The following is a 13267-nucleotide window of genomic DNA, read 5'->3' on the forward strand; positions in this document are numbered from 1 at the left end:
GCATTAATAGTACGTGTTAGCGTAGTAATTATGGAAGAGGATCTGCTCGAGACGGCCGCGGTCATCCGTCGCGGCACCAGCGGCCTGTACCGACTGCTCCGCGCCAAACGGTCTTCGAGTCTCAGCCTCAACAAGTTGAGCGTGCTCGGCCACCTCTACCGCGACGGGCCTCTGGCGATGGGGGCGCTCGCGGCGGCCGACGGGGTGCAGCCGCAGTCCCTCACCCGGGTCGCGGCGCAGCTCGAAGCAGACGGCCTCGTCTCGCGGGCTGCGGACCCAAGTGACCGCAGACGCTCGCTGCTCGAACTCACCGAACAGGGGGTCGAAGCCCTCGCCGTCTCGATGCGTCCTCGCGATGAGTGGCTCGCCGAGCGTCTTGCACAGCTCTCACCCACCGAGCGTGACGTTCTGCGAATCGCGGCGACGCTGATGGACGACCTCGCCAAGGCCTGACTCGATAGTCTGAGGCGATGAGCGAGAAGTGGTGGCACTCGGCGGTCGTCTACCAGATCTACCCGCGCAGCTTCGCGGACGCGAACGGCGACGGGATCGGTGACCTGCGGGGGATCATCGAGCATCTCGACCATTTGGAGAACCTCGGCATCGACGTGCTCTGGCTGTCGCCGATCTACGCATCCCCGCACGACGACAACGGATATGACATCAGTGACTACCGGGCGATCGACCCGCTGTTCGGCACTTTCGACGACTTCGACGAGCTCCTCGCCGGACTTCACGCCCGCGGTATCAAGCTCGTGATGGACCTGGTCGTCAATCACACCTCCGACGAGCATCCGTGGTTCATCGAATCGGCGAGCAGCCTGCAGAGCCCCAAGCGCGACTGGTACTGGTGGCGACAGCCTCGCGAAGGCATGTCGCCGGGCGAGCACGGCGCCGAGCCGAACAACTGGGGATCCTTCTTCTCCGGCCCCGCCTGGAAGCTCGACCCGGCCTCCGGCGAGTACTACCTGCATCTGTTCTCACCCAAGCAGCCTGACCTCAACTGGGAGAACCCCGAGGTTCGGGATGCGGTCTACGAGATGATGAACTGGTGGCTCGACCGCGGCGTCGACGGCTTCCGGATGGACGTCATCAACTTCATCTCCAAGGTCCCGTCCCTGCCCGACGGCGAGGTCGTTCCCGGGCACCTCTTCGGCAACGGCTACCCGTTCTTCGGACAGGGACCGCGCATCCACGAGTTCCTCCACGAGATGCATGAGCGGGTGTTCGCCGGCCGTGACGACCGGTACCTGACGGTCGGCGAGATGCCCGGAGTGACAGTTCAGGATGCGCAGCTCTTCACCGACCAGAACCGAGCCGAACTCGACATGGTCTTCCAGTTCGAGCACGTGGACCTCGACCACGGGCCCGGCGGCAAATGGGATCACCGGAACGCCAGCGTGCTCGACCTGAAGCGGTCGTTCGGCAAGTGGCAAGTCGGGCTGGCCGCCGCCGGTTGGAACAGCCTCTACTGGAACAACCACGATCAGCCCCGCGTCGTGAGCCGCTTCGGTGACGACGGCCACGCCCGCCACCAGTCGGCCACCGCTTTGGCGACCGTTCTGCACCTCCAGCGCGGAACGCCGTACATCTACCAGGGCGAAGAGCTCGGGATGACCAACGTCCCGTTCCGTGGGATCGAGGACTTCCGCGACATCGAGTCGCTCAATTACTACGCCGAGGCCGTGAATGTGCTCGGCGCGGCTCCCGCAGACGTGCTCGCCGCGCTACGTCGCACCAGCCGCGACAACGCCAGAACCCCCGTGCAGTGGTCGTCGGATGCGCACGCCGGCTTCACGACGGCGACGCCGTGGATCGAGGCGAACCCCAACTACACCGAGATCAACGCTGCCGCCCAGCGCGACGACCCCTCGTCGGTGCTGGCCTACTATCGCGCGTTGATCGACCTGCGTCACCGTGAGCCGGCCATCTCGGAGGGGTCGTTCGAGATGGTGCTCCCCGAGCATCCCCAGATCTTCGCTTACACCCGCACGCTCGGCGATCGACGTCTTCTCGTCCTCGTGAATCTCACCGGAGAACCGGCCGAGTACGGGCTTCCGGATGCGGCCGAATGGGCGGACGCGCGGCTCGTGCTCACCAACCTTCCGGGCGCTCCCGCGATCGGTGACGGCCACCTGGCCCCCTGGCAGGCTCTCGTCGTCTCCCACTGACCCACGGAACTGCCCATTGTGTGGCAGGCGCGATGGGTGTGTGATGGGGCGCAAGGCGAGGGCGAGGAGGCGCGATCATGGGCAGCTACGTTGCGCGCGCGGAGGTGGACGTCGCCGCGCCCCGCGAGGCGGTGTGGCGAGTGCTCGCGACCAACGGCTCGCATCCGGAGATCCTGTTCGGTGCTGAGATCGAGTCGAATTGGCGCCTCGGTAGCCGGATCGTGTGGCGGGGAACCTACGAAGGCAAGGACTTCGAAGACCACGGGGTCGTGATCGAGTTGGACGAGCCGTCGCGCATCGTGCTGACGCACTTCAGTCCGCTCAGCGGCCAGCCCGACGTGCCCGAGAACTATCACACGCTTCGGTTCGAGCTCGATGAGACGCGGAACGGCACGCACATCACGCTCGATCAGGACAACAATCCGACGGCCGAAGCCGCGCAGCACTCACGCTCGGTCTGGGTCGCGATGCTCGAGGGCGTTCGTACGGTCGCCGAACGCCGCTGAGCCGCAGGTCGCCTAACGGACGCGGACCTCTGGTCTGTCAGTCTCCGAAGGTCTCGCGCAGGAACGCGCCGAGGAACACATCGAAGGCCGCGACCGTCTTGTCTGAGTCACCGGTGAGCAGGAATCCGAAGTGCAGGCCCGCGGCGCTGTCGACGAGCCAATGCGACAGGATGCTCGCGCGGGTCGTGTCGATGCCTCGCGCCGCCAGCCATGCCTCGACGAGTTCGCGCCATTCGGTGAAGGATGCGGTGATCCGCTCTCCGATGTCCGGATCGATGGGCTCCAGAACGCCCGCCTCGAACTGGAGTCTCAGCCCGGTGCGGTTGGCTTCGCGGAGGGAGTGGCGGAACGACTCCCGGTACCAGGCGTCGAACTGCTCACGGTCGAAAGCGGTGATATCGACACCGGACAGGCTCTCACGCTGAAGTCTGACGCCCTCTTCGAGGATTGCGTCGATCATCTCCTGGCGCGAGCCGAAGTGGTAGACGAACGAATAGGTGCTCACTCCGAGGGCATTCGCGAGGCTGCGGAACGTCATTCGGGAGAGCGGCTCGGTCGCCACATGATCCATGATGCGGCCGAGGAGTTCGGGCTTGCGAGTTGGGTCTGGTGTGCGTCCCACGAGACAACAATAGGTGAGAACCCGCGGCGTATGCCTGTATTCCTGGGGATTTGAAACCGGATATCGGCATACGATCCACGTCGCCGAACGGGGCTGTCAGCGGCCTCAGCCGTTCCCTCCGTTGCCGCCCCCACCGCCGCCACCGCGGCCATTGCCGCCACCATTGCCTGGGTTGCCGGCGCCACCGACACCCGGTGTGGGAGCGACGGGCTGCCCCGGAGTCGGGGTGGGCGTCGGCGCGGGCGGGGCCTTCGTGTACTTGCTCGCCGGGGCGGTGAACGCGCTCCCGCCGTAGGCGCGGTTCAGCGCTTGGACGATCGGTTTGACGATGGCGAACTTCACGTTGCCGCCCCCGACCCCGTTGAAGGACTGCCGCCGCAGCGGGACAGCGCCCTGGATGTTGCCCACCCATGTTGCCTGCGCGGTCTTGGTGGTCGACGTGACGAGCCAGTTCTCCAGCGAGGCGTCGGTCGTTCCGGTCTTGCCGAAGATCGGGATACCGTCGCCCGGGTTCGCCGAGGCCGCGGTGCCGCCGCCACGAAGCACACCCTGGAGTGCATAGATCGCTCCCGCGGCCACGGCCGGATCGATGGGCGTCTTGGAGCATTCGCTCTTGGGGACCGCATGCTCTGTGCCGTCGGAATTGAGCACCTTGTCGATCGCAATCGCGCTGCAGGCGACGCCGTTGTTGGCGATTCCGGCGTATGCCGTGGCCATGGTCAGGGGTGCGATGTAGTTGGTGCCGAGCACCGCGGAGGGGTTCGCCCGGTAGGGGTTCTGCGCCTCGTCGGCGCCGTGCACCAGAAGGTCTTGAGCGCGCTGCTTGATGCCGCAGAGATCGAGCTTGGTCGCCATCATGGCGAACACCGAGTTGATCGACGCTGCGGTGGCGTTCATGACCGTCGTGTTTCCCGCGGTCTCGCCCTCGTCGTTCGCGACCGGCCACGGTGCCCCGCCGATGTCGTTGCACGGCTCGCTCGAGTGGAACATCGTCTGCGGGAACAGGTGCTTCGATCCGTCGACCGATTCGTAGAGCGAGTGTCCCTCATTCAACCATTCGAGCAGATCGAAGGCCTTGTACGACGACCCCGTCTGGAATCCTTCCGACCCGCCGTAGTTGTAGTCGGTGTTGTAGTTCACCGCCGTGGTTCCCGGCGGCGGCGCGGCCGTGTTGTCGTACGCCCTGTTCTGCACCATCGTGATCACCCTGCCCGTGCCCACCTCGACCGAGACATTCGAGGCGCCGAGGTCGAGCCTCGGACTGGTGGGCGGAATGTAGGCGCTCAGCGCCTGCTGGGCCGTGTTCTGCAGGTCGAGGTTGAGCGTGGTGTAGATCTTCAAGCCACCCCGGCTGAGGAAGGTGGTGCGGTCGTCCGCGGTCGCGCCGAAGATCGCATTCTGCTCGATGGTGCGCTCGACGAAGTCGCAGAAGAACGCCGCGTGGTACTGCTGGGCTGTCATGCAGCCGTTGTCCTTCGGCGTGATCTTGGGCTCGATCTTGGTGGCGACGGCGTCGTCGCGCTCTTTCGTGGTGATCTTGCCTGCCGCGAGCATCCGGTCGAGCACGTAGTTGCGACGCTCGAGGGTCGCCGCGTATCCGTTTGCTGCGCCGTTCGTCTTGTCGTTCGGCTTGTCGATCCGCAGATTGTCCGGATTGTTCAGGATGGCGATGAGCGTTGCGGACTGGGCGAGAGTCACCCCGCTGGCCGGCACTCCGAAGTAGTACGACGCCGCCGACTGAACCCCGTAGACCCGGCCACCGAACAGGGCGATGTTCAGATAGCTCTGCAGGATCTGGTTCTTCGTGTACTCCTTCTCGAGACCGATCGCGTATCGCATTTCTTTGAGCTTGCGAACCGGATCGACTTTGGTGGCGTCGTTGTAGCAAGCAGAATACGTCGCCAGCTGCTTCTTCTGCACCGCTGCCGTCGCCGTGATGTCGGGCTGCTTGCTCTCGCACCGCTGCACGAGGATGTTCTTCACGTACTGCTGCGTGATCGAGGAGCCGCCCTGAACGTCTCTGTGCAGGGCCGTCAGCACTGCGCCGCGCAGGGTTCCCGTGACGTCGACACCGCCGTGCTCGTAGAACCGGGGATCCTCGGTGGCGACGGCCGCATCTTTCAGCGTTTGCGCGATGTCGTTCCAGCCGACCTCGATACGGTTCTGCGAATAGAACGTGGCGATCGGCACGGATTGGCCGCCGGACGTGGCGTACATCGTCGAGGCCTGGGCGAGCGGCTCGACCTTGATGTATTCGGGCAGGCCGTCGAACACCCCGATGGTGGAGTCCGCCGCCGAACCGGTGAGTGCGACCGCCGGCGTGACCGCGGCCGCAGCCAGGACGCCGGCGACAGCACTGAGCGCGACGAACCCCAGCAGCGATGGTGCCCATAGCCAGCGGCGGCTCCCCGAAGCTTTCATGGCGTCATGATACGCGGCGAAGGTGAGCGGCCGACTCCGCGGAGATCAAATTGTGAAGAACCGAATCCTGTGCAGACATCCGGTCTCAGGATGCGCCGCGCAGCTTGTCGCAGAGCTCCGCAAGCCGTTCGAGCTCCTCGGGGTCGAGCTTGCCGCCGACGCGCTCGTTGATCGTCTTCATGTGCTCGACCGCTACCCGGCGGAACATGTCGTACCCCTCGTCGGTGAGTCGGATGACCGTTCCGCGCGCATCGGACGGCTCGGGGCACTTGGCCACGAGACCACGGGCGACGAGGCGGTCGATCAGGCGGCTGACACTCGGCTGGGTGAGCAGCACATGCTTGTTGAGGTCGCGCATCCGGAGCTCGCGATTGGGCTGACGCGACAGGTTGAACAACACGTCGTACTCGTTGAACGAGATGTCTCTGGTCGGGAACTCCGCTGCCAACGTTCGCATCACGGCTACTTGGGCGCGGAACAACGACTCCCAGGCTCCCACCGCGGTGGTTCGTGCCTTCACTCGCTGCTGCGTAGGCATTCCGGCCTCCTCATGCTCTGACCAGCTCTTCGGGTCTCGCATGCGCTGACGACACATGCATTCGCATCATCTCACCAGCGGCCGACACGGGCATCAGTGCCACCACGGTTAAACAGATTGAGGGTCGGTCGCAGAGGCTAGCGACCGACCCTCTCCCTTGCACCAAGAGTGTCCTGCAATCACATTCCGCGTTGGCTGCCACAGCAAACAACTAACGCTCTTTGACTATATAACGAAGAGGTAACGGCCGCTAGTTACCTGTTCGTTATTTTTGCTGCGAGTTTTCTATGCGCCTATGTGTACGGACTCTGGCGCCTCGCATTGCGCCAACTGGGCGGCGCGCCTGGCGCCAGCGGTCGGTCGCTTTCCTCGTACGGCTGGCCACTGTTGTACTCCAGCTCGCGCCGTCGAACCTCGGCGAGCACGGCCTTGAGCACGAAGTCCGACCAGCTGATGTCGTGCTCGTCGCCCGAGGTCGCGCGGAATGCCGTGCGGGCGCGATTCCGCAGAGCGCTGTCGAGGTACACCGTGACCGACGCCTTCTCCTGGCGTGCGATTGTCTTGTCCATCATCTCCTCCTCCAGGGTGGTTCCCTGAGAGACCGACTCCGTCGGGCGAGACAACGCAGCGACCAGTAACACTCGGCTGACACTCAGGCTGGACAGATCACTCGAAAGCGAATACTCTGAGTCAAGTATTTGGAGGTGAGTATGTCGAAGCGACCGGTGTCCAACCCTTTGGCCCTGGCTGTGCTGTCGTGTCTGTGGGAGCGCCCCATGTATCCCTACGAGATGACGACTTCTATGCGCGAACGGGGCAAGGAAGACAGCATCCGGCTGAACTTCGGGTCGCTCTACTCCGTCATCAAGTCGCTCGAGAAGAACGGGCTGATCGCCGTCGCACAGACAGAGCGCGAGGGCAATCGTCCTGAGCGGATCGTCTACGAGATCACCGATGCGGGTCGCGTCGAGGCCGACGAGTGGTTGCGCGAGCTGATCGACACTCCCGTGAAGGAATACCCCGCGATCGAAACGGGGCTCTCGCTCATGGCCATGCTCCTGCCCGAGACGGTCGTCGAGCTGCTCGACAAGCGGGTCGAGCGGCTCGACGCCGAGATCGCGGCGCGCGACGCCGAGCTGATGGGCGTGGCCGCCGGGGTCCCCGAGCTCTTCATGGTCGAGTTCCACTACAAGACGGCCATGCTCACAGCCGAGCGCGCCTATCTCGCGCAGCTGGCCACGCGCATCGGGAACCGAACGCTCGACGGCGTCGGGATGTGGGAGCAGCTGCACGCGCTGCTCGCCCAGGGTCTCAGCATGGCCGACATCAACAGCAAGGTGTCGAAAGGCGACTTCGGGCAGGAGGTGGCCGACCTGCTGGGACAGTAACGAACAAAATGATGGCCGGAGAGCGGCAACTCTCCGGCCATCGAAACCCCAGTCGTTCCGTGAGGAACCTGCGTCAACAGTCACCGAGGGTCCCTTCAATGGTACCGCGCAGGCCCCCACGAACGGCATCCTCGACAATCTGAAAGGAAGCCACCGTGGCTACTTCGTATCCGGGGAGTCGGCGCTCGCCGCCGAGAACCTCGTCAAGACATACAAGGCGGGCAGGGGCAAGACACCCGTGCGCGCCGTCGACGGCCTCACCTTCGCCGCCGAGACCGGAACCGTCTTCGGTCTGCTCGGGCCCAACGGCGCCGGCAAATCCACCACCATCAAGATCCTCTCGACCCTGGCACGCGCCGACTCCGGTACGGCCTTCGTCGCCGGGATCGACGTCGCCAGGCATCCCGCCCGCGTTCGGCGCTCGATCGGGTTCGTCGCGCAAAAGTCCGTCGCGGACCCGATGGACACCGGGGTCGAGAATCTCGTCCTCGCGGGCCGGCTGCAGGGCCTGAGTGCTCGGGATGCGCACGCCCGCGCTGCCGACTTGCTCGACCGTTTCAGCCTCACCGAGCATGGCACACGACTGGTGAAGACGTACTCGGGCGGAATGGCCCGCAAGCTCGACGTGGCCATCGGGCTGATGCACCGGCCGACGGTGCTGTTCCTCGACGAGCCGACCACAGGGCTCGATCCCGAAGCCCGAGCGGAACTGTGGGCCGAGATCGAGCGGATGACCGCCGCCGAGAACATGACGGTGCTGCTCACGACCCACTACCTCGAGGAGGCAGACCGGCTCGCCAAGCGGCTTGCGATCGTCGACCACGGGACCGTCGTGGCCGGTGGGACACCCGAAGAGCTCAAGAACGACCTCCGCGGTGATGCTGTGATCGTCGAGCTCACCGCCGACGGAGACCCGTTCGCCGCGCTCGAAGCGCTGAGCCGAGTGGATGCGCTGCGCGAGATCGGCGGTGACGGCCACACCCTGCGCGCTCGTGCAGACAACGGCGCCGCCACGCTCCCGGCGGCGCTCGCCGCCCTCGACGCCGCGGCGATCAGCGTCGCCTCGGCCACCGTCGCCCGGCCCAGCCTCGACGACGTGTACCTGCGGCACACGGGCCGCACTATCGGCAAGGCCCAGGAGAACTACGCATTGGAGAACGCATCATGACCGCCATCGCGACGACGGGTCTTCGCGCCCGCACAGTGGGGCCCACCTTCCTCACGCACACGGCCATCCTCACCGGGCGGCAGTTGCGCGCCGCCTGGCGGATGCCGGCTTTTCTGGTGATGAACCTCATCCAGCCGATCATCTGGCTGCTGCTGTTCGGGCAACTGTTCAAGGCGATCGTCGAGATCCCCGGATTCGGCAACGGCCAGAGTTACCTCGAGTTCCTGACGCCGGGGATCGTGATGATGATGGCGCTGTTCGGCAGCGCCTGGTCGGGCACCGTGTACATCCAGGACATGCAGCGCGGGGTGATGGATCGCTTCCTCACCTCGCCGACGAACCGCGGCGCCCTGATCGTGTCGACGCTCGTGTACCAGTCGATCCTCGCGATCTGCCAGTCGTTGGTCGTGGTCGGGATCGCGTTCTGGGCGGGCGCGCGCTTCGAGGGCGGGCTTACGGGCATCCTGTTGCTGCTCCTCGGAGTGGTGCTGCTGACGGCTGTGTTCTGCTCGCTGTCGAATGCGGTGGCGCTGCTCGCACGGGATCAGACGGCGCTGATCGGGATCTCGCAGATCCTCACGCTGCCGCTCATGTTCCTCAGCTCGGCGATCATGGACACGAAGCTCTCGCCCCAGTGGGTGCAGAACGTCGCTGCATACAACCCGTTCGAGTGGGCGGTGATCGTCGGGCGTGAGGCGCTCAGCGCGACACCGGACTGGGCGTCCCTCTGGGCCCACGTCGGACTCCTCGCGGCCCTGACCGTCGTCATGGCCACCCTCGCGACGAGCGCCTTCCGCGCCTACCAGCGCTCCGCTTAGCGCCGCTTTCGCTGCGCTCCGCGCTCACGCTCGCCGCGCTCTCGCTCGCCGCGCTCTGGCTCGCTCCGCTCGCGCTCGCCGCGCTGTGGCTCGCTCCGCTCGCGCGCAGCTCGCAAACGCAATCGAGTCCGGACAAAATCCCGCTAAACCGATGGTTTTAGGGGGATTTTGGCCGGACTCGATTGCGTTGAGGCGCGGAGCGCGAGAGCGCAGCGGAGCGCGGAGCGCAGCGGAGCGGGTTAGAAGAGGTCGGGGGAGGGGGCGCTGGCGTGGCGGATGGAGACGTCGGCGTGACGGTCGAAGCGGTAGCCGACGCCGCGGACGGTGCGCACGATGTCCTCGTAGCGGCCGAGCTTCGCGCGCAGGCGGCGAACGTGCACGTCGATCGTGCGCTCGTTCGGCGCCTCGTCGTCGGCGGCGCCCCACAGCGAGCTGATCAGCTCCGCGCGCTCGATGGTGCGACCCTCGCGCAGCACGAGGTACTGCAGCAGCTCGAACTCCTTATAGGTGAGCGCTGCGGTCTGGTTGTCGAGCAGCAGACGCTTGCGCGAGATGTCGACGACGACGCCACCCGATGCGCGGTCCTCGTCCTCGTCGACGGCGCCGGCGTGGCGGTGCTTGGCGATGGCGGCCGGGTCCTGCAGGGCGAGGCGCACCACATCCACGTCGCGTCCACCGACACCCTCGGGGGCGAGGGCGACGGCGGCGTAGGTTTCGGCCGAGGGGGCGATCTCGGCGGTGAGGCGCTTGAGCGCCTCAACGATACGGCCGAGGTCGGTGCCTGCCGCGGCGGCCTTCGCCTCGTCGATGCCGACGTAGAGCACGAAGCCGCGGGCTTCGGTGCCGTTCGGAACGGCGCGGATCTGGGCGGGCGCCGCAGGAGCGGAGACGGGAGCGGCCTGCGCCGCGGCCGGGGCCGGGGCGGCGGAGAGGCGGCGGGTCGGGGCGAAGTCGGTGTCGAGAGTGGCGAGAGACATGGGATGAAGTCCTTTGTGATGATGCTGGAATCCACTGCCGCCGATGTCGGCTTTCCCGAGAGCTGTCGGAGTGTCCGACCGATGAGGCGCCGGGAAGGCGGGGATTCGCGTGTTCTGTGTTGGGCCTTCAGAAAGCGGCCGGTAAACGGATGCGTGAGTGTGGCGCATCCGGGGAACCAATGGCCTGGCTCGACTCAGTAGGTCGGCGGCCGGCTGGTTCGGCGAAGGGTCGTCAGATTAGCGACACATTCGGCAACACATGACCGAAGCGCTGCCGGGCATCATCATGCCGGCATCCCCAGGGGCCTCGAAGGAGGTCAGGGTGCGCGAGTTGTCAGTCATACCCGCAAGTAAAGCGAACCGTGACGCGCCGTGTCAAATCATTACGTAATGTTGCGGCGCGCGTCGAAGGGTCAGACCGTGCCGTAGAGGCGGTCTCCGGCGTCGCCGAGACCCGGCACGATGTAGCCGTTCTCGTTGAGTCGTTCGTCCAGCGCACCGAGCACGATGGTGACGTCGCGACCCTCCGTGGCCTTCTCGAGAGCGGCGAGTCCTTCGGGGGCGGCCAGGATGCAGATCGCCGTCACGTCGACGGCGCCGCGCTTGAAGAGGAACTCGATCGCTGTGCCGAGGGAACCGCCGGTCGCGAGCATCGGGTCGAGCACGAAGCACTGACGGTCGGAGAGGTCGTCGGGCAGGCGCTCGGCGTATGTGGTCGGCTCGAGGGTCTCCTCGTTGCGGACCATCCCGAGAAAGCCGACCTCTGCGGTCGGCATGAGCTTGACCATGCCCTCGAGCATCCCGAGGCCGGCGCGCAGGATGGGCACGACCAGCGGGCGCGGTTCGCTCAGCTTGACGCCGACCGTCGTGGTGACCGGGGTCTCGATCTGCTGCGGCTCGACGCGCACCCCACGGGTCGCCTCATACGCGAGAAGGGTGACGAGCTCTTCCGTGAGGGCGCGGAACACGGGAGACGGTGTCTCTTTGTTGCGCAGAACCGTCAGCTTGTGGGTGATGAGAGGGTGGTCGGCCACGTGAACGCGCATAGGCTCAAGGGTACCGAAGATATCCGTCAGGAGTTCCCGCTTGTCTCTGCCCGTACCTCCCTCGTACGCCGAGTGGATGCGCCTCGCCATCGCAGACGCCCGTCTTGCGTTCGGCACGGGTGACGTGCCCGTCGCGGCCCTGGTGCTCGACGAGAACGGCGACGTGATCGGAACCGGCCGCAACGAGCGGGAGCTACGAAACGATCCGACGGCACACGCCGAGGTGCTCGCTTTGCGGGAGGCGGCAGCATCCCGTGACGACTGGCATCTCGAGGGATGCACCCTCGTCGTCACCCTCGAGCCCTGCGTCATGTGCGCGGGCGCCGTGCTGGCGGCTCGCGTGCCGACCGTCGTCTTCGGCGCGTGGGATGAGAAGGCCGGCGCCGGAGGATCGGTGTACGACGTGCTGCGCGACCGGCGGCTGAACCACCGGGTGGAGGTCTACGCGGGGGTGCTCGCCGAGGACTGCGCCGAGCTGCTGCTCGACTTCTTCCGCGCCAAGCGCTGAGCGACAAGCGCTGAGCGCTCGCGGGACGCGCGATCAGGTCCAGACGACCGCGACGCCGACGTTCGCGATCGCGAGCCAGCCCGCCGTCAGCAGGAACGGTCGCGCGCCGCCCATCCTGCGTCGCTGACGCACCATGCCGATCACGACGGCCGCGAGCACCAGCAGAGCGACCGCCAGTTTCACGGCCATCTTGAGGTCGTCGACGGGGAGGCCCTCGAAGCGCCGTGCTCCGATCAGAAGTCCGCCGCTGACGACCTGCACGATCGACCCGACGAGCATCGTCGCGAACGACAGGTCGGTACGCGCGCGCAGTTGGAAGATGAACGGACCGATCACGGCGGCGAGCCCTACGAAGTGCGTGATCAGGAGCACCAGCCGCGTCACCTCCCAGCCGCTCATGACGCCACCGACACGATCGTGCGGATGCTCGCCGGGTTCTCGATCAGGTCGACCACCGCATCCGCCAGATCGCCGCGACTGATGCTGAGGCCGCCCGTGACGTTCTTCTGCTCGCGTGACCGGTAGTGCCCGGAGCGCGGTTTGTCCGTGAGTCTCGGCGGCCGCACGATGGTCCAAGCGCTCTCGCTATTCGTGAGCACCAGCTCAGCGGCACGGAGGTCGCGGAACGGTTCGCGCAGCACTCGCTGCACGATCGGCTTGAGCACGAATCGGGTGAACGGGTCGTCCCCGGCGGTGCTGATTCCGCTGGCACTGACAGCGATGACGCGGGCACCGGGCACTCCGGCCTCGCGAGCGGCTTCCACTGTGTTCCGGATGCCCATCTCTCGCAGCGTCGTCGGTGCCGACGTGCTCGCGGGGCCGACCGCGAAGACGACGGCGTCGCATCCCTGAAGGGCCGAAACGAGCGATCCGCGGTCGGTGACGTCGGCCTGCGCGATCGTCAGGGGAGTGGTGGTGAGGCCGTCCAGCTTCTCGGGGCTCCGCACGACGGCTATCACGTCGTGGCCGCGCGCGGCGGCTCGTTCGACGACCTGGATGCCGGTCCCGCCGTTCGCGCCGATGATGGCGATGCGCATTACGTCCTCTTTCGGTGAGGTTAGTGAGTGCTTACTAACCTCCACTGTAGGGTGAGTGAGTACTTAC

The 13267-nt window shown here is 66.1% G+C and carries 15 protein-coding genes; 7 read left to right on the top strand and 8 right to left on the bottom strand.

Going from position 1 to position 13267, the window contains the following annotated elements:
• Nucleotides 1–30: 30 nt before the first annotated feature.
• The 3 genes from ACQ86A_RS03815 to ACQ86A_RS03825 all read left to right on the top strand — a co-directional run bounded on the left by ACQ86A_RS03815 (nt 31) and on the right by ACQ86A_RS03825 (nt 2677).
• Entirely contained in the window at nt 31–453 is a 423-nt protein-coding gene (locus ACQ86A_RS03815; RefSeq protein WP_431279296.1) for a MarR family winged helix-turn-helix transcriptional regulator, read from the top strand.
• 17 nt (nt 454–470) lie between these two features.
• Nucleotides 471–2171, top strand: coding sequence for a glycoside hydrolase family 13 protein (locus tag ACQ86A_RS03820; protein ID WP_431279297.1), 1701 nt, complete (start codon nt 471–473; stop codon nt 2169–2171).
• Between the two features lie 77 nt (nt 2172–2248).
• Nucleotides 2249–2677 (top strand): SRPBCC family protein, encoded by a 429-nt coding sequence (locus ACQ86A_RS03825; RefSeq protein WP_431279298.1) that lies wholly within the window; start codon nt 2249–2251, stop codon nt 2675–2677.
• A gap of 37 nt (nt 2678–2714) precedes the next feature.
• Here the strand turns inward: ACQ86A_RS03825 and ACQ86A_RS03830 are convergent, their stop codons facing one another.
• The 4 genes from ACQ86A_RS03830 to ACQ86A_RS03845 all read right to left on the bottom strand — a co-directional run bounded on the left by ACQ86A_RS03830 (nt 2715) and on the right by ACQ86A_RS03845 (nt 6827).
• Complete coding sequence (locus ACQ86A_RS03830) at nt 2715–3299, bottom strand: TetR/AcrR family transcriptional regulator (RefSeq protein WP_431279299.1); 585 nt, start codon at nt 3297–3299, stop codon at nt 2715–2717.
• 105 nt (nt 3300–3404) lie between these two features.
• The gene (locus ACQ86A_RS03835; RefSeq protein WP_431279300.1) at nt 3405–5720 is read right to left on the bottom strand and encodes a transglycosylase domain-containing protein; all 2316 of its coding nucleotides are present in this window, start codon (nt 5718–5720) and stop codon (nt 3405–3407) included.
• A gap of 85 nt (nt 5721–5805) precedes the next feature.
• Nucleotides 5806–6258: a MarR family winged helix-turn-helix transcriptional regulator gene (locus ACQ86A_RS03840; protein ID WP_431279301.1), complete on the bottom strand. Its 453-nt coding sequence runs from the start codon at nt 6256–6258 to the stop codon at nt 5806–5808.
• Between the two features lie 293 nt (nt 6259–6551).
• Nucleotides 6552–6827, bottom strand: a complete 276-nt coding sequence (locus tag ACQ86A_RS03845; RefSeq protein WP_431279302.1) for a ParB family protein — start codon at nt 6825–6827, stop codon at nt 6552–6554.
• A gap of 207 nt (nt 6828–7034) precedes the next feature.
• Between ACQ86A_RS03845 and ACQ86A_RS03850 the strand changes: the two genes are divergently transcribed.
• The 3 genes from ACQ86A_RS03850 (at nt 7035) to ACQ86A_RS03860 (ending at nt 9632) form a co-directional block, all read left to right on the top strand.
• Nucleotides 7035–7646, top strand: a complete 612-nt coding sequence (locus tag ACQ86A_RS03850; RefSeq protein WP_431279303.1) for a PadR family transcriptional regulator — start codon at nt 7035–7037, stop codon at nt 7644–7646.
• A 238-nt stretch (nt 7647–7884) separates the two neighbouring features.
• Nucleotides 7885–8814: an ATP-binding cassette domain-containing protein gene (locus ACQ86A_RS03855; protein WP_431279304.1), complete on the top strand. Its 930-nt coding sequence runs from the start codon at nt 7885–7887 to the stop codon at nt 8812–8814.
• The gene (locus ACQ86A_RS03860) at nt 8811–9632 is read left to right on the top strand and encodes an ABC transporter permease (protein WP_431279305.1); all 822 of its coding nucleotides are present in this window, start codon (nt 8811–8813) and stop codon (nt 9630–9632) included. Before ACQ86A_RS03855 ends, ACQ86A_RS03860 begins: the two co-directional genes overlap by 4 nt.
• 239 nt (nt 9633–9871) lie before the next feature.
• Here the strand turns inward: ACQ86A_RS03860 and ACQ86A_RS03865 are convergent, their stop codons facing one another.
• Complete coding sequence (locus tag ACQ86A_RS03865; RefSeq protein WP_431279306.1) at nt 9872–10609, bottom strand: winged helix-turn-helix domain-containing protein; 738 nt, start codon at nt 10607–10609, stop codon at nt 9872–9874.
• 413 nt (nt 10610–11022) lie between these two features.
• A complete protein-coding gene (gene upp / locus ACQ86A_RS03870; RefSeq protein ID WP_431279307.1) occupies nt 11023–11655 on the bottom strand; it encodes a uracil phosphoribosyltransferase in 633 nt (210 codons plus the stop codon).
• A 40-nt stretch (nt 11656–11695) separates the two neighbouring features.
• Here upp and tadA point away from each other — a divergent pair, with 40 nt between their 5' ends.
• Nucleotides 11696–12163, top strand: coding sequence for a tRNA adenosine(34) deaminase TadA (gene tadA, locus ACQ86A_RS03875; RefSeq protein WP_431279308.1), 468 nt, complete (start codon nt 11696–11698; stop codon nt 12161–12163).
• A gap of 33 nt (nt 12164–12196) precedes the next feature.
• On the opposite strand, the gene ACQ86A_RS03880 is transcribed toward tadA, so the two are convergent.
• Both ACQ86A_RS03880 and ACQ86A_RS03885 read right to left on the bottom strand, forming a co-directional pair.
• Nucleotides 12197–12562: a hypothetical protein gene (locus ACQ86A_RS03880; protein ID WP_431279309.1), complete on the bottom strand. Its 366-nt coding sequence runs from the start codon at nt 12560–12562 to the stop codon at nt 12197–12199.
• Complete coding sequence (locus tag ACQ86A_RS03885) at nt 12559–13200, bottom strand: NAD(P)-dependent oxidoreductase (protein ID WP_431279310.1); 642 nt, start codon at nt 13198–13200, stop codon at nt 12559–12561. The genes ACQ86A_RS03880 and ACQ86A_RS03885 overlap by 4 nt, the downstream gene beginning before the upstream one ends.
• Between the last annotated feature and the right edge of the window lie 67 nt (nt 13201–13267).

The sequence above is a fragment of the Leifsonia poae genome, from assembly GCF_050632195.1.
Lineage (GTDB): Bacteria > Actinomycetota > Actinomycetes > Actinomycetales > Microbacteriaceae > Leifsonia > Leifsonia poae_C.